The following is a 23834-nucleotide window of genomic DNA, read 5'->3' on the forward strand; positions in this document are numbered from 1 at the left end:
AACGCTACGATTCCCTACGCTGCGATTACCAGCGCTTCGCTGTCCTCTAGAGCCTCTGCTATGAGACATGATCCTCACCTCCTCTATCTGGATAGTTCTATACTATGAAAAACAAGAGGAAAGTCTTGTACTATTATTCTGATAGATTCGTATATTTTGAATACGTTATTTCCTATGTATTAGTCATTAACTGGTAAGGGGCGATTCGGTAAGTATAATGAAAAAATGGCAGGCAATTGTTGATATTCTGATAGGAATAAATTATAAAAGGCCCCGCCTACGCCACGATGTAGGAAGAGGCCTTTTCTATGCCTTTATTTGAGACAAACGAAGATCAGTGAACCTGCCATCCGCTACCTTTGTAAAACCAAGGAGCAAACGCACTCCACGCGTAGCTTGAGTGTCGGTCACTGTATTTTAAGATGAAATAAGGGCGGGGGCAGTAAAACTTATAATGAATGTTTACCTAGCCATCCGCTCTGAAATCAATCTTATCGACCAAACGATGTACCATCTCAGAAGTCAGTTCATCCAACTTCATGAACCGCTTGAGCTCCTTCTTCCAATCGAACGATATTTTCACCTGTGCTACTACTTGTCTGCAACGACTGATAGCTTTTTAACTGGGCATGTAAGCTATAAAGTTCAGCATTGCTACTCTCCGTTGCTTCCTTGTATTCAGTCTCTGTGGTTGTGCCACTTGCCAACAGTCTGATTAATCCTGTCTTTTGTTCCTTCAGCTTTTCAATGCGCTTTGTGTAGGGGGTACAACAAAGACGGCTGTTAATAGCCGCCCCTGACTGAACTCATGATCAAAAAAAGAAGCGAGACTGTACCCGCTCCTTTGCCATATACGCCAATACACCTCAACTATGGGTCTTTCCAGACCAACAGTGAGTGTTGATACGGAATATTCCTGAATAGACATTATTCTGCCAAACTTGTTAACTATCACTCTTCATCTATATCAGTATCACCTATTTCTCCATTTACTGGTATTTTGTATAAAGCTACTTTTATTCCCAGTCTTCTAATAAGACTAACATGATGCAAAAGATTAACTTTACTAAAGAACGGTAATGTCGTTCTAATATCAGACGAATTGGCAGAAGAAATTGCATAAACTAGGGTACATTCGTTGTAAGGAAAGCTTTCAATGCTGTAATTTTCCTCGGGAAATTTCTTTGTAGCTTGACTTACCACATACTGCCGATATTCAGACGAGTCCTTTAATAAAACCATTGACACAGAACCTTGTGCAAAAAGATGACTTAAAGTCGCTGAACGTGTTCCTTTTTTGACGCAAACAAAGTGTTTATCCTTCGACAATAGATCACAAACTTCAATTTTGCTTCTCGTATTTGTTATCTGAAAATTACGCTTATCCAAACATAGAAAATATTCTGAGTCCTGTCGTTCGTTATAGCTACCTTCCGACTCATTAGGTTGAATTACAGTAAGAAAGTTATCATTTTCAACTAACGGTATTTCCATTATTTCATTATCAATTCTTGCAATATAATCAGTGTCAATTTTATACCAATTATTAAGTGAAAAAATATAGGTGTTCTGATCATGCTCAGTTTGATAAATCAAAAAATGATTTAGTGATACTGAGGGAGTAACGGGACTGTTCGCATCGTCAAATCCTATTATTTTTATTTTCTCAATATCATTGGGTGAATCGAATTTAACATTTTGATCATCAAGTAGTGCATACAAATCTTCTAAGGTGACCTCAGTAGTATCCGTTTTCCTATATCCCCGTTTAATTTGGTAAGAAGAACACCTTTCATATTCGATCATATCTGGGTAAGCCAAAGAAAGATTATCACCTTGGCGATTACGAATAGCATTAAATAAGTTATCATTTAAAACATTAACTATTTCAGGGTCTTTAATTATTTTAATATTATCAATAAATCCGAAATTCTCCTTGTAATCTTCGCTTAAATATAAATCCAATATTTGCAGACATTTCTCACCTAGCCTCGAAAAAGTTATATCACTATTTAAGCTTAAAGACGATGTAGAACCCCTTACTGAAGTGCCAAATTCTTGATCTCTTGATTTTCCCGAAACCAAATTTATAAGGTCTTGCTCAAAATCCAAATCAAACTCTCCGATCTCACTCCCCTTATTAAAGAGTACTCTCTTTTGTCTCGTTTTCAAATCAATATTCCTTACATCAAAAGCCTTAAGTTCCTTAGTATCAATGGAATTTAAGGCTACCTTCAATCCAAAATTGTTTTCTAAATTATTTTTATTTATTGCTGTAAACCCAAATCCACCAGTGATAGCGAAAAAGTACGGCGTGTTATCTTTTAATACTTTAACTAAAATGACAAATGAGTTAACTGTATTTTTAATTTCATCCCTATTAGGAATTTGTAAATCCCTTTCAAGAAAGCTTATCCATTTTGGCTCTTTTGATCTATTTCTTTGAATAAAAACCTTAAACTCGAAATTCCTTTCTGCCTCTGTCGGTTGTAATTCAAAGTAGTTATTCTCCTCATTAACTTTATTAGGTAGAATCAACTGATTAAAATTCCTTACATTCTCATTAAAGAGATAGTATGATAGCTTCAAAACAAGTCCCCCCCATGAATTGGAAATGTATATTTCTACAGTTTTCTACAAAATCACATAAATTCCTTCATTACAACTATAGTGAATTAACAAGAATGAGATTCAAAGAAAAAAATCCCCTCCGTACTTGCGATTCAAGTTAAAAAATACTTTTTTTAGGACTTCTGAGTTGGGTACAGAAAAAACATCTATTTCTGCACAGCCCACATTAAGCATAAAAAAGAAGCGGGCTATTAACCCACTTCGTCAGTTTCCCGCCAATACACCTCAATTATTAGTCATTCCTAACTAACAGTGAGCAACACTCCACATGGCTCGTCTGCGGGAACATGTCCACCGGCTGCGCCCACTCGATCTTGTAGCCGCCGCTGATGAGCACCTGACAATCCTTGGCCAAAGTGGCCGGGTTGCAGGATACGTACACCATCCGCTTCGGTTTGGCTTTGATGATGGCGTCCAGCAGCGGACGCTCGCAACCGGTACGCGGCGGATCGACGACGACGACGTCGGGGCGGATGCCGCGGTTCACCCATTCGGGCAGCAGCTGTTCGGCACGGCCTTCGTAGAAATGCGCGTTGTCCACGCCCGTCGATTTGGCGTTGTCGCGCGCGTCCGCCACCGCCTCCGGTATCAGCTCGATCCCCCGGACTTCCCGCGCAAACGGCGCAAGCCACAGCCCGATCGTGCCCGTCCCGCAATAGGCATCGACGACAAGCTCGGAACCGTTAAGGCCGGCCGCTTCCTGGACGGCATTGTACAGCTTCACCGTCTGTTCGGGATTCAGCTGGAAAAAAGCGCGCGGCGACAACGCGAACCGCACGTCTCCAAGAGACTCTTCCAGCTGTTCTTCGCCCCATAAAATGACGGTTTTGCTGCCGAACACGAGCGGCGACTTCCCTTTGTGGATATTATGCGCGATCGTCGTCACCATCGGCAGGCGCGCCCGGAGGTGCCCGACCAGCCTTCTCGAATCGGGCAGCCGGTCCGTCGCGGTAATCAGCGTGAGCTGAACCTGGCCGCTGGTCTGCCCGACGCGGGCCACGATCGTTTTGATTGCGCCTTCGCGCGTCCGTTCATCGTAAACGGGGATATCCAGCTCCTCCAGCACTTCCTTGACCTGCTCAATGACCCGGTTCACCACTGGGTGCTGAATCGGACAGCCGCTGATATCGATGAGCCGGTGCGTTCCCATCGCATACAGGCCGGCAACGATGTCTTTGCCTTCGCGCCCCACCTGAAGCTGGGCTTTGTTCCGGTAGCCCCACGGATTATCCATCCCGATGATCGGGCGGATCAGGAGCGTCTCCAGCTTGGCGTAACGCTGGAAAGATTCCCGGACGATCTCTTCTTTGGCCTGAAGCTGCGCTTCATAGGTCATATGCTGGATCTGACAGCCTCCGCACTTGTAATAAATCGGGCACGGCGGCTCTTTGCGCTGGGGCGATTTTTTTTCGATTTCGAGAATCTCCGCGGTCAAATAACCCGGCTCGACGCGGGTCACTTTCGCTTTGACGACCTCTTCCGGCAGCGCGCCGTGCACGAACACCGCCTTCCGCCGATAGTAACCGACGCCTTCCCCGTTAATGCCGATCCGTTTGATCGTCACGACAATTTTTTCTCCTGCCTTCACGGATTCCGCGGAAGGCTCGGTTTTAGGGGAGAGCCCTTTTTTGCTTGGGGCTGCTCTATGCCATTTTTCTTCCGATTTTCCATGCTTGCCTGTTTCTTTCGGATGGGCAGCCTGTCGCTTGGCTCGGCGGACGCCCGCCGGGTTGAAATCGCGTTGTTCCGTTCCCCGGCCGCCTGCCGCTCCCTTTGCTTTGTTTTGTTTGTTCTCGGCCATCCTGTCAATCGCTCCGTTTCTGTCCTGAATTCATGTCTTTACTATACCATAGCGGAGCCTCTTCCCCTAATGCGTTCCAGCCCCTTAAGCAATCGGCGTTCCATTGGGCACAACCAAATCCGGCTTCAAGAGCACGACGTCCCCCTCCCCGGGAACGCCCCCAAGGACCAGCACTTCCGAATCGAAACCCGCAATCCTGCGGGGCGGAAAGTTGACGACGGCTGCCACTTGTCTCCCCACCAATTGTCCGGGCGAATATCTTCGGGTAATTTGCGCCGACGAACGTTTGATTCCCAAGTCGCCAAAATCGATTTCAAGTTTGATTGCGGGTTTGCGGGCTTTCGCAAAGTTTTCCGCTTTTATGATCGTGCCGATTCGTAAATCCAGCTTCAAAAAATCTTCAAACATTGCCATTTCCATCACGCTCACACTCCAAGTTATTGTTCGTTCATTTCCGGCGATCTGTCAATCCCTACACATCTTAGCAGATCGTCCGAAAGATGCACAAACGTAAGCATGGTTTAAATAAAAAAATACGAACAAAAAAGGGAAGCCGCCGCTCCCCCTTTGTAAACGTCATATTGTCATTTTGTACTCGCGATCATGCCGATCATCCAGGCAGCCCCGGTTAGACCAGCAGTCGAATGCAAGTTTCCGCAGCAGCCTCGTTTAGTGGAACTTCCTATTTTTGTTCGCGCGGCTTTTATTCGAACCGGTCATCAGCTTGATGCCGCCCGCAATGAGCAGGATCGACACGATCGCAGGCTTCAAATAACGCATTTTATATTCGATAAACCACTCCGGGAACCACCGGTCAAGGAACGGGACCAAGATCGTGGATCCGACGTAATACAGTCCAAGCAGCACCAGCCCGATGCCCAGCCAGCGCTGGTGGTCGGAAATGCCTTCGACGATCGGACGGTCCACGAGCGGCTCGCGTCCATAACGGCTCGTTTGCTGAAGCCCGTCAAAAAACGAAAAGAACCAGACTAGCGGAATGAGAAAGAGAAACAGGGACAAATGCAGCACATCCAGCACATACACGCTGCCAAGGAAAATCACCATCAGCTGCAGCCCCCGTTTTTGCAGTCCGAGGTACATATGCCCCGCGCCCGGAAAAGCGGACAGCAGCGTCGCGATCACTTTACTGCGTTTGCCTTCCTCGCGGCCCGCCTCCATATCGTCGAACAGCGAACGGTCGCGAAGCGCTTCCCCCGCCTGTCTGCGGTGTATAAGCTGAACGGCGTCAAACATGCAGTACAGCCAGATGATCGGGAGCACGCCGAGGAACAACAGGAAAATCGTATGGCTCGTAAGTCCGGTCAGGAAAAACATGATCGTGCCCAAGCCGAAAAAGGCGATCAAAAACGATAGTCCCCGCTGCATGAGTCCCATGTGCAAATGGCCGAGTCCCGGCACGAAGGACAGCAAAATCGTATAAAAACGTTCGCTTTCCGGGCTCTGGGACGATCCGGTACGTGGCGGATACGGCGGATACGCATAGTCGCCTCCCGTTTCATCCTGCCCCGCAAACATGCCGGCAGGCGGCGCGTTCAGATCGGCATACGGCGGATGGCCGCCAGGGTGATATCCGTTAGGATCATAACCTTGAGGCGGGAACGAAGGCAGACGCAGCAAAAACACGACCAAATCCAGCATGCAGACGAGCCACAGCGCTATCGCGCAAATCGCGGTCAAAACGATAAAAAAACCCGCTTCGTGCGTGTTGGCGACGGCCAGCATAAAACCGAACAAGATTCCCCCGAAAAACAGAAACGGATAAACAAATCCTCTTCCTTTTCTGCCCATATAATAATGCCCCAGCCCAGGGATGAAATTCAGGATAAAGGCTGTCATTTTATTGCGGTAAGGTTCCACATTCATCTGTCCTTTCAAAAAATGTTCGTCCTCAGGATGCCCAAGGCATCCTGAACGGTACGGTCTTTATCTTTAACGGCCTTGAGGCTTTAGCCGGTCGATCCAGCCCGTCGTAACTTTAACCAGCTCTTCGCTGAAGGATGCCTCGTTGCCATGTTTTTTGACATCTTCCGGACCGGGCGTCAGCTTATCGAACCACCCCGCCGAGAGGAAGATCAGCGTCAGGCAAGCTGCTATAGCATAATGGAACAAGCGATGTTCGTACCAGCGGCGCCTGTCGTTCCTTGCCTCCATGTTGACGACCTTGGCTTGCGGCTCCGCGATCCGCGACATGACATTGTCCGCAAACCGCTCGGGCTGCGCCAAAACGGGGAGTTCGGAGCCTTCCAGCTCCAGCGCCTGCATGTACAGCTCCAGCGCCTGTTCATCTTCGAGCAGGAGCGTTTCCATATTTTCCACCTGCTCCCGTACCGACTCGTCCCCGCGGATGTATGCGGCCCATGCCTCGACGGACGGCATCGCTTTCCGGTTGTCATTCATCCCATTCTTCCTCCTTCCAGTGCTTCCGAATCCAGCTTCGCGCCCGGTAAAGCCTCGATTCTACCGTTTTTACCGCAATGTTTTGCTCCCTGGCGATCTGGTCATAGCTTTTTTCCTCTATATAGAATTGAACTAAAATGTCCCTGTGCTGGGCAGGCAAACCGTCCATTTTTCTCTCCAGCAGCTTCTGCTTTTCTTTGCGGACCAGCTGCCTCAGCACATCCTCTTCCGCCGACGGCAAATGCTCGATGAGCTCTCCATCGGCCATCTGCTCTTCCCGCCGCCTGCTTAGCTTGCGTTTGGCGTCGATCGCCTTGTTCACGCTAATACGGGTAATCCATGTTTTGAACCCTTGGGAACGGTATTCCGGGAGAGATTTATAGACCTGCAAAAAAACTTCCTGTGCCGCATCTTCCGCTTCTTTGGCGTTTTTGAGCACGGAATAGGCGGTTTGGAACACGTGCTGCGAGTATTGCTCCACAAGCATCCGGAATGCAGCCTGGTCGCCGCGCCTGATTTGATCGATCAATCGTGCTTCGTCAATCTTTCTCTCCCCCTTCCCCGTAACAATAGACGACAACCGCTTTGCCAACCCTGCATCTTTTTCAAAAAATTTTTAGCATGATAGATTTCCCCGTACGATTGCAAAAAGAAAAGCCTTTCCCCGCAGGAAAAGGCTTAAACAAGGCGAAGTTTCATCATCTTTCGGCAGACATGCGGCCAATCAGCGCCGGCAGCCAAGCACGGAGCGGCTGGAACTCGAAGCCCAATCGTTCCGCTTTGCTCGTATCCATCACCCACGAATCGGGAACGCCGAACGGGGATTTGTCCTCATCGCGGACCTGTTTGGCGATTACCGCTTTTTTGCCGGTTTCTTTTTCGATCCACCCGATCAGCTCGGACAGCTTCACTACCCCTTGCGAGCATGCGTTGATCGCTCCTTCGACGCGCTGCTTTCGCAGCCAGGCGAGGAACGACGCCGCTTCGCCGGAGGATATGAAACACATCTCCGCCTTCAGGTTCGGGATGCCGATCGGCTGCCCTTGCTTGATATGATCGATATGGAACTCCAGCCGGCCCGTGTAGTCGTCTTCGCCCAGCACGATCGGAAAACGTGCCGCCGCGACCGGAAAATCGGCCTGCTGCAAAAATACCGCTTCCGCCAGCCGTTTGCCTTCCCCGTAGGAAAAATCGTCTTTTCCGCCGAGCGTTACCGGATAAATATAAGGATTCACGTCGTTTTCTTTATGTTTGCGCGGAGCCGGGTCATAGACGGACAACGTCGAAGTCAGGATATATCTCCTAACCTTGCCTTGAAACACTTCGCAGGCATCCTTGGCCGCTTGCGGAGAATAACAGATATTATCGAAGACGGTATCCCATTCCTGCCCCGCTTCGACCGCTTTCATCAGCGAAGTTTTAACGTTGCGGTCCAGCTGGATGCGTTCCACCTGGTCGCCAAATTCGTCGTTTGTATTCCCACGGGTGGCAATCGTCACTTTAAAGCCTTCGTCCAAAAGCAAACGGACAAGCCTTTTGCCAAAAAAGCGCGTTCCACCCAAGATTAATATGTTTTTCATGGATGTCCTCCCAACATCGATTTTCGATCAGTCCTTACTTTCGTTTCCTATGTATTTTACCACAAAAGCGTGCCCTCCGAATGCACCGGAAAGGCACGCTTTACGTGGAATTTCAAAACATCTCGCCATTAAAACGCCCGCCGCATGCGGCCCGTCATGTTATGCTCGTCCGCCGTTGCGGAATTTTTGCGTATAGGCTTTGGCATCGCTGACCGTTTTGACCCGGTTGCGGCTCCATTCCAGCAAAATCCGGTCGATGTACCGGAAATGCACCTTCCCGGCAAATACGGCCTCCTTCAGCGCCATGCGGATCAGTTCTTCCGGATAACGGTCCTGATCGATCCATCCGGAGATGGCCTCCAGTTCCATCGGCGACAGGGGCCGTCCGAATTCCTTCTCGAACACGACGAACAGATTGCGGCCCGCCTCCTGCTCCGGACCGGTGTCCGAATGCGGGCGTGACGCGGGAGTGGACCTGTTTTTCCGCTGATCCGCCAAAAGCATGCCCAGCTTCTCGAACAAGCCGGACAAATTGTACCGCTCGTATTGAATGTTGCGGAGCTCGTCAAGTTCTTCGTCGATGCTGATCATCCCTGCTTTCAGCAGCTTCTGCAGGCTTTGGGCGATGGCTTGGGCCGAGACGCCCATGACCTCCTGAAGTTCCTCCAGCGTCGGAAAATCTTTGTGCTCTACCTGCTTGAAAGATATCAGATGGATGAGCAGCAGCACCTCTTGATCGCTCAGCTTCAATTTGCGGTAATGCCGGAGCAGCACATACGGAATGACCGCCATGCCGGATCCCAGGCCGAAGGAAGCACCCTCGGCCCATGCGTTCCATCCTGCGCCGTCCATGAGCTTCACCTCTCTTTATTAAGGGTAGAGGCGATACAATGTGCGAGGGAACGGAATCGTTTCGCGAACGTGATCGAGTCCGCAGATCCAAGCTACCGTACGTTCCAGCCCCAGACCGAATCCGGAATGCGGCACCGTTCCGTACTTGCGCAAATCCATGTACCACTGGTACGTTTCCATCGACAGGTCATGCTCCTTGAAACGCTGTTCCAGCAGGACCGGATCGTCGATCCGCTGCGAACCGCCGATGATTTCGCCGTAACCTTCCGGCGCGATCATGTCGGCGCACAGCACGACCTCCGGACGGTTCGGGTCCGGTTTCATGTAAAACGCCTTGATTCCCGCCGGATAATGCGTAATGAATACCGGTTTGTCGTATTTCTCGGCGATGGCCGTTTCGTGCGGTGCCCCGAAGTCTTCGCCCCACGGAATGTCGAAGCCTTCTTCCTGAAGGAATTTGATGGCATCGTCATACGTAATGCGCGGGAACGGCGCTTGGATGTTTTCCAGCTTGGAAATATCGCGTCCGACCGCTTCCAGTTCCTTCTTGCAGTTTTTCACGACGGATTGCACGACATGCGTGATGAACTGCTCCTGGATCTGAAGGCTTTCTTCATGATCGGTAAAGGCCATTTCCGGCTCGATCATCCAGAACTCGATCAGGTGGCGGCGGGTTTTCGATTTTTCGGCGCGGAACGTCGGCCCGAAGGAATAGACTTTACCGAGCGCCATGGCCGCAGCTTCCATGTAAAGCTGGCCGCTTTGCGTCAAATAAGCGTCCTCTTCGAAATATTTCGTGTGGAACAGGTTCGTCGTTCCTTCCGCGGACGTCGGAGTCAAAATCGGCGGATCGACCAGTGTGAATCCGTTTTGATCGAAAAATTCCTGAACGGCGCGGATAATTTCTCCGCGGATGACCAAAATGGCGCGCTGCTTCGGCGAACGCAGCCACAGATGGCGATGGTCCATCAGAAAATCGATGCCATGCTCTTTCGGGGTAATCGGATAATTTTCGGTCAAGTGAATGATTTCAAGTCCCGTTACCGTCATTTCATAGCCGGACTGGCTGCGCGGCTCCTCGCGAATGACGCCGGTGACGTATACCGAACTTTCCTGCGTCAGGCTTTTGGCATCGTTCCATACCTGCTCGGAAACTTCGTTTTTCACGACGACGCCCTGAATATATCCGCTGCCGTCACGCAGCTGCAGAAACTGGATTTTTCCGCTCGAACGTTTGTTATGAATCCAGCTGCCGATCGTAACGGTCTCTCCTACGTGCTTGTTCACGTCACGAATCACACTTTTGGTGGCCATGCCTAAATCTCTCCCTTTACAATAACTTGCTTGAATTCGATGATATCGCGTCTACGACTTCAATCCTTGTACGAGGCGGTTCGTGTCCCGGGCGATAACAAGCTCTTCGTTGGTCGGGATTACCAGAACCTCCACTTTGGAATCGGCCGAAGAAATGCGGCGCGGTTCGCCGGAACGGATCGCGTTTAATTCCTTATCCAGCTCGACGCCCAGATAAGTCAAATTTTCGCATACTTTTTCACGCAAAACAACCGAATTCTCTCCGACGCCTGCCGTGAAGACAATCGTATCGACGCCGTTCATGACGGCGGCATACGAACCGATGTATTTGCGGAGACGGTATTCGTACATGTCGAATGCCAGCTTCGAATTGGCGTCGCCGTTTTGCATCCCTTCGGTAATTTCCCGCATGTCGCTGCTGATGCCCGAAATCGCCAAAAGTCCGCTATGTTTGTTCAGCATCGAGTTGACCTCGTTGACCGTCAATTCTTCCTTGTTCATGACGAACGGCACGATCGCCGGGTCCAAATCGCCGCTGCGCGTGCCCATCATCAAGCCTTCAAGCGGCGTCATGCCCATCGAGGTATCGATGGAACGTCCGTTTTTCACGGCCGTGATGCTGGCTCCGTTGCCGATATGGCAAGTGATGATTTTCAGATCTTCGATTGGACGGCCCAGGAATTCCGCCGCGGCTTGGCTGACGTAATCATGCGACGTGCCGTGCGCGCCGTAGCGTCTTACTTTATGTTTTTTATAGAGCACTCTCGGAATGGCGTACAGGTACGCATGTTCCGGCATCGATTGATGGAAGGCGGTATCGAAGACGACAACCTGCGGAATGTTCGGCATGTTGGCTTCGGCGGCCTTGATTCCCATCATGGAAGCCGGGTTGTGAAGCGGCGCCAGGTCGAAGAGCTGGCGGATTTTGGACTTCACGTCGCTGTCCACGACCGCGGACTCGCCGAAATATTCGCCGCCGTGAACGACGCGGTGCCCGACCGCGTCGATTTCGTCGATCGAACCGATCACGCCGTGCTCAGGGTTTGTCAGCAGTCCGAGCACTTTGCGAATCGCCGTCGTATGCTCCAAAATTTCGCTCACTTCCGTCACGTCGGCTCGTCCCGCAGGTTTGTGCGTTACGATGGAGGAATCCATGCCGATCCGTTCCACCAGCCCTTTGGCAAGCACGGATTCGTCGGTCATGTCGTACAGCTGGTATTTAAGGGAAGAACTTCCCGCGTTAATGACTAAAATTTTCATACCCGGTCACCATCCTTGTCGTACTTGAAGAAGCCTTCGCCTGTTTTGACGCCCAAATGCCCCGCGCGCACCATCTTTTTAAGCACGATCGACGGACGGTATTTCAGCTCGCCGAATTCCCGGAACATCCGATCCAGCGCTGCCAGGACGGAGTCGAGGCCGAAACGGTCGGCCATCTCCAGCGGTCCGTATTGGAACTGGTATCCGATGCGCATCGCGTCGTCGATGTCCTCCGGAGAAGCCACGCCTTCCTGGAGGATATGCAGCGCTTCGTTGATCATGAGGCAAATCATCCGGCTGGAAACGAAACCAGGGGATTCATAGACCATGATGCCTTTTTTATGGACGACTTCCTCAACGAAACGTTTGGTTTCCGTAAACGTCGTATCCGAAGTTTTCAAACCGCGGATGATTTCGACCAGGTCGACTTTGCTTACCGGATGGATGAAGTGCATGCCGATCACCCGCTCCGGATACATGGTCGAGCTGGCCAGCTCCGTCAAGCTGAGCGAAGACGTGTTGCTGGCAAGAATGATATGGCTAGGGCATACTTGGTCCAGCTGCGAGAACACGACGCGTTTGGCGTCCAGGTCTTCGGAGATCGTCTCGATGACCATGTCGCATGTGCCGAGCTCCGCAAGATGCACCACTTTATGAATTCTGCCCAAAATCAATTTTTTTTCTGCTTGGGTAATGGCCCATTTTTCGAGCTGTTTGTCCAAGCTGAGTTCGATCATGGAATACGAATAATCGAGTTTTTCCGGCGTTTTCTCCACGAGCAGCACGTCCAGGCCGCGCGTCGCCAGCATTTCGGCGATGCCTTGACCCATCGTGCCCCCGCCGATGACGCCAATCTTTTTAAAGTACATGTTTCTCTTCCACCTTCCTATGGCCACTTGTTTGCGAATTTTCTATGTCGTACCCGTATCTTTAATGTAGGAGGGTACATGGTGACCCAAACTATAATAATAACTTAGCACAGAAAAAAAGTAAAAAAAAAGAACCAGCATCACAAATTATGCTGGTAATTGGGAATGTTCACGAAATAGTCGACGAAATTGGTCTCCGGACAGCGTTTCTTCCTTCAGCAGGATATCGAGCGACTGTTCGTAAATCGTCCGGCGTTCCTCCAGCATCGTCCGCGTCCGTTTCATGAGCTCTTCCAAAATGGCATTGTTTTCTTTCATCAGCTCTTCTTTCGTCACCATGTCCAAATCGACGATGCCAAGGGACGTCAACCCGGATTTCATCATGGTCTGCACGATGTTCAGCGCCTGCTCGAAGTCGTTGCTCGAGCCGGTGCTGCGTCCGCCGTAGAAAATCTCCTCCGACGCGGCGCCGCCAAGGGCGATCATAATTTGCTCCTCCAGGAACGTTTTGGTGTACAGGTATTGTTCCTGGGTCGGATTATGCCGCACGTAACCAAGCGCTTTGCCGCGCGGGCTGAGCGCAACCTGGCTGACGCTGCCCGGACGGACAAGCTCTGCCATGATCGCGTGGCCAAGCTCGTGAATCGCAACCCGTTTTTTCTCTTCGAGTGTCGATTCGCGGTCGGTGCGTTCGCCCATCATCACCTTGTCTATGGACATGGACAAATGTTTTTGTTCGATTTCTTTTAAGCCTTCGCGCATCGCGTAAATGGCTGCCTCGTTCATGACGCTCTCGAGCTGCGCCCCGGAAAAACCGAAGGATTCCTCGGCGATTTTCCCGAGGTCGACGCCCTCTTTAAGCGGCTTGTTTTTTGCATGCAGCCGGAGAATATGCTCGCGCCCCTTTTTATCGGGCAGGTCGACCTGGATATGCCGGTCGAAACGTCCCGGACGGAGCAGCGCGCTGTCGAGCATTTCCTTGCGGTTCGTTGCCGCGATAAGCAAAATTCTCGGACTGTCGGACGAATATATCCCGTCCATTTCGGTCAGCAGCTGGTTCAGCGTCTGATCGTATTCGCGCTGCTGTCCGCCTTCGCGTTTGCCGCCGATCACGTCGATTTCATCGATGAAGATGATCGCGCTTTGCTTGTTTTCCTTTACAGCGCGGTTCCGCGCTTCGCGGAACAGCTCGCGCACGCGACCGGCGCCGACGCCGACGTACATTTCGACGAATTCGCTGCCGGACGAAGCCACGAATACGGAATCCGTATAATGCGCGGCCGCCTTCGCCATCAGCGTTTTCCCGGTTCCCGGAGGTCCCGTCAGCAGAATCCCTTTCAAAGGACGGATGCCGAGCTTGCGGATTTCTTCATGCTTGATCAAAAAGTCCAGCGCCTCCATCAGCTCCTGCTTCGCATGATCCTGCCCGCCGATTTCTTCGAACGTCAGCTTCTTGGGCCCTCTTTTTTTGCGTTTGCGCTCCGCCCCGGCTCCTACGGCCAGTCCGCCGCGAACGCTCGCCATGAAAAGCAGCCCGCCGATCAGCAGCGCCGCAATGATCAGTGGAATGATATTGACGCCGATATAAGCCAAAAATATGAGCAATACCGGAACGAAACCGACCAGCACCTCTTTGGTCCATCTTGGCATTATTCCCACACCCCTATCTTCGCGGGGTTCCGGGGCAGCACGATAAACTTGCTGGAATCGCCGTCGCTAAGGCTGATATACACGTTGTCCGTATCCATCTCCGTTTGGGTTTTGATGCCGGAATCTTTGGCCAGCTGCTCCAGCTTGGCCGGAATTTCGGTATATTTCTTGTTGTCCATCGCTTCGGCGACGGAGAACATCGCGGAATTCCAGAAACGGTTCAGCTTCTCGGAGGAATGGTCCACGAAATCGAATTTCAGCTTGCGGTTGCCCACCACTGATTTGCCTTTGGTCGTAATTTGGTTTACAAGTCCCGATAAGTTCGTGTCAGGCTTCAAATCCAGTTTCAGATTGATCTGATTGCGGGTAATATCGAATTGGGCGTTGTTGACGCCTTTATAATTTTGAACGATTTTTTGCAGCGGCCCTTGCATCGTCGTCTGGCGATAAACGAACCATCCGCCGAACAGCACCGCCGCCGATATGACAACAGTAAGCGCAATTGGTATTGGACGCAGTTTCAAGACGTTGTCCTCCTCTCTTATTCTAAAAAACTTATCTTATCTATATCATACGAAAAATAGACAACCGCGGCAAAGGAGCTTTAAGCAAAGCTTCTAAGACACGGTCATTCCAAGCTTCTTCGATCTGCATTAAACACGACGGTCACACCATTTTCAGAGAGTATATCTTTGAATCACAATATAGAGTATATCACATCGTATATACTAAATCGAAGGTAATGTGTGAAAGTATTTAAAATATTATCCTGCGCACGCCAAAGAACCCCATTTTCATGAGGTTCTTTTCCATTTATTAGCTAATGATTCGCATCAATGCGTTTAGACGGATTACCGGTTAGGCAGCGTAAACGGTCCCCCGATGCTTTGGCCGTCGCTGAACCGGTAGAATTGATAATAATAATGATCCTTGGACCAGTAAAAAAGCTGCCATGCGTATTCGCCGTTGTACATCCCGGGCACGGCCTTCAGCTTTTTGACGTCCGGAATTTCCTTCGTCGCTTTTTCCTTGATCTGATTTTCCGACATGCCGTTTGAGAGCAGCTCTTCATGCACCGCGCCCTCGCCCGATTTCACTTTGCCGTTTTCGTCCATCGTCACCCACACCATGATCGGACGGTTGTCTTTGTCCAACCCTTCGATCGCCCAGCAGATCGTATCCCATACCGATTTTTGGGCTTCGGTCACCTTCACGAGGCTTGTCTCCTGTTTGGCCTTCAGAATGGCCGCCGTCTCTTGCGCGCGGATATCCTGCGTTACGTATATGTAATAACGGTAAAGCCCGAACACGATCAGCAGAAACGCGACGATGCCGAGAAAAATCCATTTCTTTTTGTTCTTTAGCATAAGTTCCCCTATCTTTGGCCGTTCTTACCGGGACAAGAGACCTTCGAACGCGGCTTGGGCTTCCCGGCGGATGCGCTCTTCGTCCATCGTCAGGCACGCGCCATGCTTCACGATCTGCTTGCCGTCCACCCACACATGTTCGACGTCTTTGCCGCTAGCCGAGTAGATCGCGTGGGAAATCAGATCGGTATGCGGAAGAAAATGGGCTTGATCGGTATTTAGTGCGATAAAATCGGCTTTCATGCCCGGCGCAAGGGTACCGACGTCCTGCAGGAAAAGGGATTGCGCTCCGTATACCGTTCCCATTTTCAAGGCTTCGTAAGCCGGAACCGCCGTCGGGTCGCCGGACACCCCTTTGTGGATGAGCGCCGCAAGACGCATTTCCTCGAACATGTCCAAATTGTTGTTGCTGGCCGCGCCGTCGGTGCCGAGCGAGACCGTTACGCCCGCTTTGAGCAGATCCGTCACGCGGGCCACGCCGCTCGCCAGCTTCAGGTTGCTGCCCGGATTGTGGGACACGGCCACGTTGTTGCGCGCCAAAATGCCGATTTCTTCATCGGTCAAGTGAACGGCATGGGCGACCAGGGACGGTCTTGAAAATACGCCGAGCTTCTCCAAATGGGCGACCGGACGCAAGCCGTAATCCCGAACGTTTTGCTCGACCTCGGCAATCGTTTCGGACATATGGGTATGCATCGGCAAATCCAGGTCAAAGGCGGCCTGCACGAATTTCTCGATGAAATCCGGAGGACATGTATACGGCGCGTGCGGCGAAATCATCGTCGTGATCCGGCCGTCCGCTTTGCCGTTCCAATCGCGTGCGAACTGGATCGCCTCGTTCAGCTTGTGACGCTGAATGTCCTCGGAGCATAACCCGATGACGCCCCGCATCAGGGACGCGCGGATTCCCGACTCTTCTGTCACCTTGGCGACCTGGTCCATATGGTCATACATGTCCAGGAAGGTCGTCGTCCCGCCCTTGAGCATTTCCAGCACCGACAGCGCCGTTCCCCAATAGACGTCGGAGGAGGTAAACTTGGCTTCCATCGGCCACATTTTCTCCTGCAGCCAAATTTGCAGGGCCAGGTCGTCCCCGTACCCCCGCAGCAGCGACATCGCCGCATGCCCGTGCGTATTGATCAGACCGGGCATAAAAAACAGATGCGTGCCGTCGAATACGGGAACATCGTTTTCAAGCTCCGGCATTTCTTCCCCTATATAAGCAATGCGGTCGCCTTCGATGACCATGCAGCCCTGGATTACGGGCTTGTCTTTGTCAGGCACGGCAAAGCTGCCGTTTTTAATGATCCATTGGTTTGTCTTGTTCTCCGCCATCAGCTGAATCGTCCTTTCCGTTATTCAAATAATAAGCCAGGCTCAGCAGGTCCGTCGTGAAATCCGCCGCATGGATCCGGATGTTGGCCGGCGCCTTCAGAATGGTCGGCGCGAAGTTCAGGATCGCCTCGATCCCGGCGCCAATAAGCTGGTCGGCCACGTTCTGGGCCTCGACGGCGGGCACCGTAATGATGCCGATTCGGATATTCCGGTTTTTGATCGTATCCGTGATCTCTTCCATCGGCTGCACCGTCAGCGTATTGATTTTTTTGCCGATTTTTTTCGGATTTTCGTCGAAGACCGCCACGATTTTAATGTTTTCGCGCAGGTAAAAGTTGTAGTTGGAAAGCGCCTGTCCCAGGTTGCCGGCGCCCACCAGCACCGCGTTGATCTGCTGATCCAGGTTCAGGATGTGGCGGATTTTTTCGATCAGGTACGAAACGTCGTATCCGATCCCTTTCCGGCCGAAATCCCCGAAATACGCAAGATCCTTGCGGATTTGCGCCGGGTTCAGGTCCAGTCGCTGGCCAAGCTCCTGGGAGGAGACCGTCGCTACCTCCCGCTTGTGCAAATCATTCAAATAACGTAAATATACAGGCAATCTGCGGACGACCGCTTCGGAAATTTTCTCCGATTTCATGCATGTTCCCCCTATTTAACAGCTTAATTTCTATCGTTCGATCCTATGAAAAGGGTCATTTTAACCCTCTTGAAGCCATTCAGATATACGGGGAACCATTTTTTCCGTATTCATATGCTCCATCTTTGGCCCCGGCAAGGAATAGAGAAAATATTTCCCGTAGTAAGACTCGATTACGCGCGTATCGTAAACGATGACGATTCCGCGGTCATTCGCTGTACGAACCAAGCGGCCGAAGCCCTGCTTAAAGCGGATGACCGCCTGCGGCACGGAAAGCTTCATGAACGGATTTTTCTTCTGGCGCTGCAACAGTTCGGCTTTCGCTTCGTTCAGCGGGTGGTTCGGCGGCTGGAACGGAAGCCTTACGATCGCCAGGCAGGTCAACGCTTCGCCGGGGATATCGACTCCCTCCCAGAAGCTGCTCGTACCGAGCAGCACCGAAGCGCTGCTGTCTTGAAACCGGCGAATGAGCTTGGTGCGGCTGCCGCTGTCCACGCCTTGGCCGAGCACGGTGATATCGCTGCCCGCAAGGGCGTTTTTCAGCGGTTCATGCACCTGCCGGAGCATCCGGTACGAGGTGAACAGCACCAGCATTCGGCCATGGGTTGCGATCGCCGCGTCGGCCAGGGACCGCACGAGGGTGTCCACGAACACCGGATCGCCGACGCTTCCTTTTACGCTCGGGAAATCCCGCGGAATGACCAGCAATGCCTGGTCGCGGTATTTGAACGGGGAAGGAAGCTGCACGGATACCAGCCTGCCGCTCTCCTGGTCTTCCTGCAGACCAAGATTATCGATCATGTATTGGAAGGACTTGTCCACCGACAAAGTAGCCGACGTTAATATAACGCTTTTCTTTTTATCGAAAAACAACTCCTTGAGCTGTTTGCTGACGTCCACCGGAACCGCATACAGCTGAAGCGATTTGCTGCGGAAATGGCTGCTCGCCTCCATCCAATAAACGACGGTGGCATCGTCCAGATTCATGAACGTCCTCAGATCGTCCCGTTCGGCAGCCAGGTCCTTGAACAGGCCGCTAAGATCCGTTATCAGGCTGTCCGCGCTGTAATCGTCTTCGTTTTCCTTGTATTCGGCCAGCATTTTTTCGCCGCGGCGGACGATTTCGCTCATTTTCACATGGATCTGGTTCTCCATCGCCTTCAATGTTTCCCATTCCTGCGGCCATTTCGACGGCTGGAGCCTCAGCACATATTGCCCGGATTCTCCCGGCGCGGCGTCATTCCTTTCCGGCATCAGGGCGAACAGGGATTCGCTGAGCTTGTCCCAAGTTTCCTTGACGTCGACCAAATCTTCGCTGATGCGGTCGATCGCCGCGATCCAGTCGCCGGCCCGCTCCTGCCCGGACGACTGCAGTTGTTGGCGGAGGGCGATAAGCTGTCCGCTCCGCGCATCTTTGTACAGACGCGTAAGGGTGTGGACGACGCTGAAATATTTCATGTGCAGCCCCAGATGTTTGCCGGCAACGTCCTCCAAATGGTGGGCTTCGTCAATGACGAGGCGCTCATAGGACGGCAGCAGCTGATGACCCGCTTTAACGTCCGTGAACAGCTTGGAGTGGTTCGTAATGACGACGTCGGCGATGCCCGCCTCATGTTTCGCGCGGTGATAATAACATTTGCGGAACCACGGGCAGGCTCGGCCCAGGCAGGAATCCGAATCGCTGCTCACCGTTTCCCAGAAGTCGCCGCCCCTTCCCCCGAGATTCAGCTCCTCGTCGTCGCCGTTTTCGGTTTGCGCAAGCCATACGATCATCTGCGCAGCGGTAATCGTATCTTCCTTGGGATTAAAAAAGTCTCTTCTGTTTATTTTATGTTCAAATTTTCTCAAACACAAATAATGTTGTCTTCCCTTAAAGACCGCCGCCTTGAAAGGGAACGGCACAACCTGCGTCAACAAAGGCACGTCGCGCTCCCGCAGCTGCTCCTGAAGGTTGATCGTGTGCGTGCTGATCATCACCTTTTGCTGCTGCTTGACGCTTTGGTAAATGGAAGGAATAAGGTATCCCAGCGATTTGCCGGTGCCCGTTCCCGCCTCGATCAACAGATGCTTGTCCTCGTTCAGCGCGTTCATCACCTGATCGAACATGATCGTTTGCGGTTCGCGCTCCTCGTATTGGGGCATAATAGCCTTAAGACGCTTCTGAATTTCGCCCAAATATTCCTTGAACTCCACCCCGGCGAGAGGGTTGTCGTCCGTTTCGTCCCGCGGCGGTTTCATTTCCGTCCAGTCTTCGACGGCTAGCGCAAACTGGCGGTAAAACGTATGGCTGTTCAGGTCCTGAATCGGCTCCTGCTCCTTTTCCTGGCACAGGCCGTCAAAAAACCATCCCAAATCGCTGTCTTCGTCGGCAAACAGTTCGGTGAGCCGCTGCAGCGTGATGAGAGGCAAATCCCTGAGTTCTGACAGGCATTTCAAAAATACATAAGCCGTCGCCAATGCATCGCTGTCCGCCTGATGGGGCCGGTCATGCTGGATGCCGAAATGCGACGTAACCTGGCCCAATTGGTAGGAAGTCAGGGACGGAAAGCATATTTTAAGAAAATCCAACGTGTCGAGAATGCGCCCGGAAAACGGGAGATACCCGGAGCTGTCCAGCGCGTTTTGCAAAAAATTGAAGTCGAACGCGACGTTATGCCCGACCAGGACGACGTCGTCCAGCATCGGCACAAGCTCCATCAGCATCTCTTCCAGCGGCGGCGCATCCGCCACATCCTCTTCGGTTATACCGGTCAGCCCCGTAATAAACGGCGGGATTTCCACCGTCGGTTTGACGTAGGAACCGTACACGCGGGATATCGTCAAATCTTCTTCTATGATGGCAAGTCCAACTTGAATGATCTCATCGGCGGACTGGTTGCCTGTTGTCTCAAAATCCAGTACGGCAAATTTCATGATCAAAATTAATCCTTTCGTTCCAGTCTCAATTACCAGCATAACAGAAGATTTCACATTTGAAAATTAAAGGGCAGCAAAAAGGCGATGCACAAGGCGCTTCCCGGAGCGCATGATGCATCGGCCTTTTTGCTGCTTTCTACATCATCGATATGAGCTGGCTGCCGTATTGAAGCTGGCCGCGGTTCTGCTGGCACACCTTCAAATTGATCAGCGGATCGGGCAGCGTCGGATCGCACTGCAGCGCAATGGTAAAAAATTCCTGGGCTTTACTTGTTGCTCCATGCTTCACGGCAATGCATCCCAAAGCATTGTAAATCATCGCTTTCAGCTTTTGGCTGTTGGCGAGCGGCAAAATCCATTGGAAATGTTCCTGGGCCGCTTCCGTTTCGTCCAGGTGCAAATGGGACATGGCCAGATACATCCGGGCCAAAAGGCTGTCGGGATATTGACGGATGACTTGGGCAAACTGCTGCGCGGCTTGGCGGTACATCAACAACCTGAAATACCCCTGCCCGCGCACGAATGCGTTCATTTCCAATTCGGGCGAGCTCTGATCTGAAAACAAGGTGGCAGGCACCTCGACATGCTGGCGGAATTCCCCCATTTTTTCCTCAAAAGATAACCATTCATCAATAATGCCGTCGCTCATCGTCTTCAGCATATTCCATTTTTGGATCAACTGATGTTTCTGGGTTTCCTCCGCCGTCGGGTAATGTTTCATGATTTCATCTAACATGTGGTTCATTTCCGCGAAAACATGCTGGAACATCGCTGCATCCCACCCTTAAACTAAAAATGAAATCAGTGCGGTCACCTGCATTCATTTTTTGTTGAACGGGCTGTTTTCATTCTCCGCGGAGCCTGCCATTCCTTGTCTTCATAAACATTAGACGATGGTTGCGTGTACTTCCTTGCTCATCGTTGTCAGCGGCCGATTGGACTCGTTGACGAACACCACTCTCGGCTTATGGTTTTTGATCTCCTCATCGGACATCATGGCATAGGACATAATAATGACCGTATCCCCCGGTTGCACCAGCCGTGCCGCCGCCCCGTTGAGGCAGATGACGCCGCTCCCGCGCGGACCCGGGATCACGTACGTTTCGAGCCGGGCGCCGTTGTTGTTGTCGACCACCTGGACTTTTTCGTTCTCCAGCAGGTCGGCGGCTTCCATCAAGTCTTCGTCGATCGTAATGCTGCCTACGTAGTTAAGGTTCGCTTCGGTTACGGTGGCGCGGTGTATTTTGGATTTCATCATCGTTCTGAACATGTCTCATTCCCCTTTCGAATGGAGCAGGCAATTGTCGATCAGGCGCGTTCTGCCGAATTTGACGGCCAGCGCCATCAATACGGATTCGTTGCGTTCGATCACCGACTCGCCGTCCGCAAGCGGCGCAAGGGCCGGAAATGCGGCAACTTCGACGTAATCGATGACGGCCAGCGGGAATTCGCTGATTCGGGTGGTCAAAAATCGTTTGACCTCGCCCGCGGTCCGGATTCGGCCGCTTTCGACCGCTTCTCTCGCCTCGCGAAGGGAACGGGAAAGTACCAGCGCTTGCGTCCGTTCTTCCGGGCTGAGGTACACGTTGCGCGAGCTGAGGGCCAGCCCGTCCTCTTCCCGTACAATCGGGCAAGGCACGATCGTCACGTTAAAGTTCAAATCGTAAACCATCTGCTGGATCACGGCCACCTGCTGCGCGTCCTTCATGCCGAAAAACGCGTAATCCGGCTGCACGATATTAAACAGCTTGCCCACCACGGTCGTCACCCCGTCGAAATGTCCGGGGCGGGACGCGCCGCAAAGTCCGGAGGTCACCTCGGATACGGCGATTTTCGTTTTGGTCGGCTGCGGGTACATCGTGTCCACGGTCGGAAGAAATACAAGATCGGCGCCGGCGTTTTCCGCCGCGGCCAAATCCCGCTGTTCGTCGCGAGGGTATGTTTCAAAATCCTCCCCCGGCCCGAACTGGATCGGGTTGACGAATATGCTGACGACGACGATGCCCGTTTTCTCCTTGGCTGCCCGGATCAAGCTGGCATGCCCTTCATGGAGATATCCCATCGTCGGCACCAACCCGACCGTTTCTACATCCTTTGCCGCTTTCAAACTTCGTATTTCTTCCCTAAGCTCTGCAATTGTTCTGACGGCTTTCATGCGTTGTTCACCTTTTCCCGGCCTCTGCCGTATAGATTGTCGACGACGTGGTCGTCTGCCGTAAATACATGGCTCTCATCCGGGAAAGAACGTTCTTTCACTTCTTTGACGTATTGAGCCAGACCCTCGCGGATCATCGTTCCGGCATCCCCGAAGGTTTTTACAAATTTCTTGGCGCGGTACGGGGAAGCATATTGGAAAATATCATGGAAAACAAGCACCTGGCCGTCCACGCCCCGGCCCGCGCCGATGCCGATTGTCGGGATGGACAGCTGCGACGTGATATAAGCCGCAACCTGTTCGGTGACCAGTTCCAGGACGACCCCGAACGCGCCCGCTTTCTCCAGCGCTTTGGCGTCTTCCAGCAAGCGCTGCGCATCCTTTTCGTCTTTCCCTTGAATCCGGTACCCCCCGATTTGATTCACCGACTGGGGCGTGAGGCCGATATGGCCCAAAACGGGAACGCCTGCGGCAACGATGGTTTCGACCGCTGCGCTGATTTCTTTGCCGCCTTCCATTTTGACGGCATGGGCATGGCCTTCCTGCATCAGCCTGCGCACGTTGCGCAGCGTTTCGTCGATGCTCCCGTGATATGTCATAAACGGCAAATCGGCGACGACGAACGTATTGCCCGCCCCCCGGACGACCGAACGCGTATGGTACACCATGTCGTCGATGGTGACCGGGAGCGTCGAATCATACCCAAGCACGACGTTGCCGAGCGAGTCGCCGACCAAAATCATGTCGACGCCCGCTTCTTCGGCGAGGCGCGCCGTAGGGTAATCATAAGCGGTAACCATGCTGAGCGCCGTGCCTTCCTCTTTCATCTTTTTCATTTTAACGATGTTGAGCGGATGTTTCACTGCCATGTTTGCAGCCCCTTCCTTCGGAATAGTGTTGGAAAAACAAAAAAACCTTTTAGCAGATCACTAAAAAGTTCCGAAAGGGCAAAAAAGAGTCACTTGCGATCGTCCCTTCTGTCTCGGTCCCTTCGGCTCAGAGCAGAATCCAACGTATGCATTATGCTGTTGTGATTGCTTGCACAT

General features: G+C 51.9%; 21 protein-coding genes. All 21 read right to left on the reverse strand.

Annotated features, from left to right (window positions below; translation table 11 throughout):
- Positions 1–951: 951 nt before the first annotated feature.
- The 21 genes from AC27KL_RS04890 to panB all read right to left on the reverse strand — a co-directional run bounded on the left by AC27KL_RS04890 (position 952) and on the right by panB (position 23657).
- Positions 952–2589 (reverse strand): DUF6119 family protein, encoded by a 1638-nt coding sequence (locus AC27KL_RS04890; RefSeq protein WP_487169039.1) that lies wholly within the window; start codon positions 2587–2589, stop codon positions 952–954.
- A 274-nt stretch (positions 2590–2863) separates the two neighbouring features.
- Entirely contained in the window at positions 2864–4432 is a 1569-nt protein-coding gene (rlmD, locus tag AC27KL_RS04895; protein ID WP_487169040.1) for a 23S rRNA (uracil(1939)-C(5))-methyltransferase RlmD, read from the reverse strand.
- Positions 4433–4516: 84 nt separating this feature from the next.
- Positions 4517–4846: a chaperone CsaA gene (gene csaA, locus AC27KL_RS04900; protein ID WP_487169147.1), complete on the reverse strand. Its 330-nt coding sequence runs from the start codon at positions 4844–4846 to the stop codon at positions 4517–4519.
- 255 nt (positions 4847–5101) lie between these two features.
- Positions 5102–6316 carry a hypothetical protein gene (locus AC27KL_RS04905; protein WP_487169148.1) on the reverse strand — a complete coding sequence of 405 codons (1215 nt, stop codon included), beginning with the start codon at positions 6314–6316 and terminating at the stop codon, positions 5102–5104.
- Positions 6317–6382: 66 nt separating this feature from the next.
- On the reverse strand, positions 6383–6850 hold the full coding sequence (locus AC27KL_RS04910; RefSeq protein WP_487169041.1) for a hypothetical protein: 468 nt from the start codon (positions 6848–6850) through the stop codon (positions 6383–6385).
- Complete coding sequence (locus AC27KL_RS04915) at positions 6843–7379, reverse strand: RNA polymerase sigma factor (protein ID WP_339324351.1); 537 nt, start codon at positions 7377–7379, stop codon at positions 6843–6845. The genes AC27KL_RS04910 and AC27KL_RS04915 overlap by 8 nt, the downstream gene beginning before the upstream one ends.
- A 169-nt stretch (positions 7380–7548) precedes the next feature.
- Positions 7549–8430, reverse strand: coding sequence for an NAD-dependent epimerase/dehydratase family protein (locus AC27KL_RS04920; protein ID WP_487169042.1), 882 nt, complete (start codon positions 8428–8430; stop codon positions 7549–7551).
- 159 nt (positions 8431–8589) lie between these two features.
- On the reverse strand, positions 8590–9282 hold the full coding sequence (locus AC27KL_RS04925) for a DnaD domain-containing protein (RefSeq protein WP_036710126.1): 693 nt from the start codon (positions 9280–9282) through the stop codon (positions 8590–8592).
- Positions 9283–9300: 18 nt separating this feature from the next.
- Positions 9301–10596, reverse strand: a complete 1296-nt coding sequence (gene asnS, locus AC27KL_RS04930) for an asparagine--tRNA ligase (protein WP_036710124.1) — start codon at positions 10594–10596, stop codon at positions 9301–9303.
- Positions 10597–10647: 51 nt separating this feature from the next.
- Positions 10648–11856 carry an acetate kinase gene (locus tag AC27KL_RS04935; RefSeq protein ID WP_487169043.1) on the reverse strand — a complete coding sequence of 403 codons (1209 nt, stop codon included), beginning with the start codon at positions 11854–11856 and terminating at the stop codon, positions 10648–10650.
- Entirely contained in the window at positions 11853–12725 is an 873-nt protein-coding gene (locus AC27KL_RS04940; protein WP_339324347.1) for a 3-hydroxyacyl-CoA dehydrogenase family protein, read from the reverse strand. The genes AC27KL_RS04935 and AC27KL_RS04940 overlap by 4 nt, the downstream gene beginning before the upstream one ends.
- A gap of 147 nt (positions 12726–12872) precedes the next feature.
- Positions 12873–14375 carry an AAA family ATPase gene (locus AC27KL_RS04945; protein WP_339324346.1) on the reverse strand — a complete coding sequence of 501 codons (1503 nt, stop codon included), beginning with the start codon at positions 14373–14375 and terminating at the stop codon, positions 12873–12875.
- Positions 14375–14899, reverse strand: a complete 525-nt coding sequence (locus tag AC27KL_RS04950; RefSeq protein ID WP_339324345.1) for a hypothetical protein — start codon at positions 14897–14899, stop codon at positions 14375–14377. The genes AC27KL_RS04945 and AC27KL_RS04950 overlap by 1 nt, the downstream gene beginning before the upstream one ends.
- A 327-nt stretch (positions 14900–15226) precedes the next feature.
- Complete coding sequence (locus AC27KL_RS04955) at positions 15227–15742, reverse strand: cell wall elongation regulator TseB-like domain-containing protein (RefSeq protein WP_339324344.1); 516 nt, start codon at positions 15740–15742, stop codon at positions 15227–15229.
- Positions 15743–15766: 24 nt separating this feature from the next.
- Positions 15767–17077, reverse strand: a complete 1311-nt coding sequence (locus tag AC27KL_RS04960; protein ID WP_487169044.1) for an amidohydrolase — start codon at positions 17075–17077, stop codon at positions 15767–15769.
- Positions 17043–17717 carry a redox-sensing transcriptional repressor Rex gene (locus tag AC27KL_RS04965; protein WP_036710109.1) on the reverse strand — a complete coding sequence of 225 codons (675 nt, stop codon included), beginning with the start codon at positions 17715–17717 and terminating at the stop codon, positions 17043–17045. The genes AC27KL_RS04960 and AC27KL_RS04965 overlap by 35 nt, the downstream gene beginning before the upstream one ends.
- A 60-nt stretch (positions 17718–17777) precedes the next feature.
- A complete protein-coding gene (dinG, locus tag AC27KL_RS04970; protein ID WP_339324341.1) occupies positions 17778–20630 on the reverse strand; it encodes an ATP-dependent DNA helicase DinG in 2853 nt (950 codons plus the stop codon).
- A 139-nt stretch (positions 20631–20769) separates the two neighbouring features.
- On the reverse strand, positions 20770–21402 hold the full coding sequence (locus AC27KL_RS04975; RefSeq protein ID WP_339324340.1) for a tetratricopeptide repeat protein: 633 nt from the start codon (positions 21400–21402) through the stop codon (positions 20770–20772).
- Between the two features lie 117 nt (positions 21403–21519).
- The gene (panD, locus tag AC27KL_RS04980) at positions 21520–21903 is read right to left on the reverse strand and encodes an aspartate 1-decarboxylase (RefSeq protein WP_487169045.1); all 384 of its coding nucleotides are present in this window, start codon (positions 21901–21903) and stop codon (positions 21520–21522) included.
- Positions 21904–21906: 3 nt separating this feature from the next.
- On the reverse strand, positions 21907–22788 hold the full coding sequence (gene panC, locus AC27KL_RS04985; protein WP_487169046.1) for a pantoate--beta-alanine ligase: 882 nt from the start codon (positions 22786–22788) through the stop codon (positions 21907–21909).
- Positions 22785–23657: a 3-methyl-2-oxobutanoate hydroxymethyltransferase gene (gene panB / locus AC27KL_RS04990; protein WP_339324338.1), complete on the reverse strand. Its 873-nt coding sequence runs from the start codon at positions 23655–23657 to the stop codon at positions 22785–22787. The genes panC and panB overlap by 4 nt, the downstream gene beginning before the upstream one ends.
- Between the last annotated feature and the right edge of the window lie 177 nt (positions 23658–23834).

Source organism: Paenibacillus sp. YAE3, assembly GCF_057546105.1.

Bases quoted from the DNA above. Each gene is read 5' to 3' on its own strand.
- rlmD (WP_487169040.1), bottom strand. From the start codon at position 4,432: ATGGCCGAGAACAAACAAAACAAAGCAAAGGGAGCGGCAGGCGGCCGG.
- csaA (WP_487169147.1), bottom strand. From the start codon at position 4,846: ATGGCAATGTTTGAAGATTTTTTGAAGCTGGATTTACGAATCGGCACG.
- AC27KL_RS04905 (WP_487169148.1), bottom strand. From the start codon at position 6,316: ATGAATGTGGAACCTTACCGCAATAAAATGACAGCCTTTATCCTGAAT.
- AC27KL_RS04910 (WP_487169041.1), bottom strand. From the start codon at position 6,850: ATGAATGACAACCGGAAAGCGATGCCGTCCGTCGAGGCATGGGCCGCA.
- AC27KL_RS04920 (WP_487169042.1), bottom strand. From the start codon at position 8,430: ATGAAAAACATATTAATCTTGGGTGGAACGCGCTTTTTTGGCAAAAGG.
- AC27KL_RS04925 (WP_036710126.1), bottom strand. From the start codon at position 9,282: ATGGACGGCGCAGGATGGAACGCATGGGCCGAGGGTGCTTCCTTCGGC.
- asnS (WP_036710124.1), bottom strand. From the start codon at position 10,596: ATGGCCACCAAAAGTGTGATTCGTGACGTGAACAAGCACGTAGGAGAG.
- AC27KL_RS04935 (WP_487169043.1), bottom strand. From the start codon at position 11,856: ATGAAAATTTTAGTCATTAACGCGGGAAGTTCTTCCCTTAAATACCAG.
- AC27KL_RS04940 (WP_339324347.1), bottom strand. From the start codon at position 12,725: ATGTACTTTAAAAAGATTGGCGTCATCGGCGGGGGCACGATGGGTCAA.
- AC27KL_RS04945 (WP_339324346.1), bottom strand. From the start codon at position 14,375: ATGCCAAGATGGACCAAAGAGGTGCTGGTCGGTTTCGTTCCGGTATTG.
- AC27KL_RS04955 (WP_339324344.1), bottom strand. From the start codon at position 15,742: ATGCTAAAGAACAAAAAGAAATGGATTTTTCTCGGCATCGTCGCGTTT.
- AC27KL_RS04960 (WP_487169044.1), bottom strand. From the start codon at position 17,077: ATGGCGGAGAACAAGACAAACCAATGGATCATTAAAAACGGCAGCTTT.
- AC27KL_RS04965 (WP_036710109.1), bottom strand. From the start codon at position 17,717: ATGAAATCGGAGAAAATTTCCGAAGCGGTCGTCCGCAGATTGCCTGTA.
- dinG (WP_339324341.1), bottom strand. From the start codon at position 20,630: ATGAAATTTGCCGTACTGGATTTTGAGACAACAGGCAACCAGTCCGCC.
- AC27KL_RS04975 (WP_339324340.1), bottom strand. From the start codon at position 21,402: ATGTTCCAGCATGTTTTCGCGGAAATGAACCACATGTTAGATGAAATC.
- panD (WP_487169045.1), bottom strand. From the start codon at position 21,903: ATGTTCAGAACGATGATGAAATCCAAAATACACCGCGCCACCGTAACC.
- panC (WP_487169046.1), bottom strand. From the start codon at position 22,788: ATGAAAGCCGTCAGAACAATTGCAGAGCTTAGGGAAGAAATACGAAGT.
- panB (WP_339324338.1), bottom strand. From the start codon at position 23,657: ATGGCAGTGAAACATCCGCTCAACATCGTTAAAATGAAAAAGATGAAA.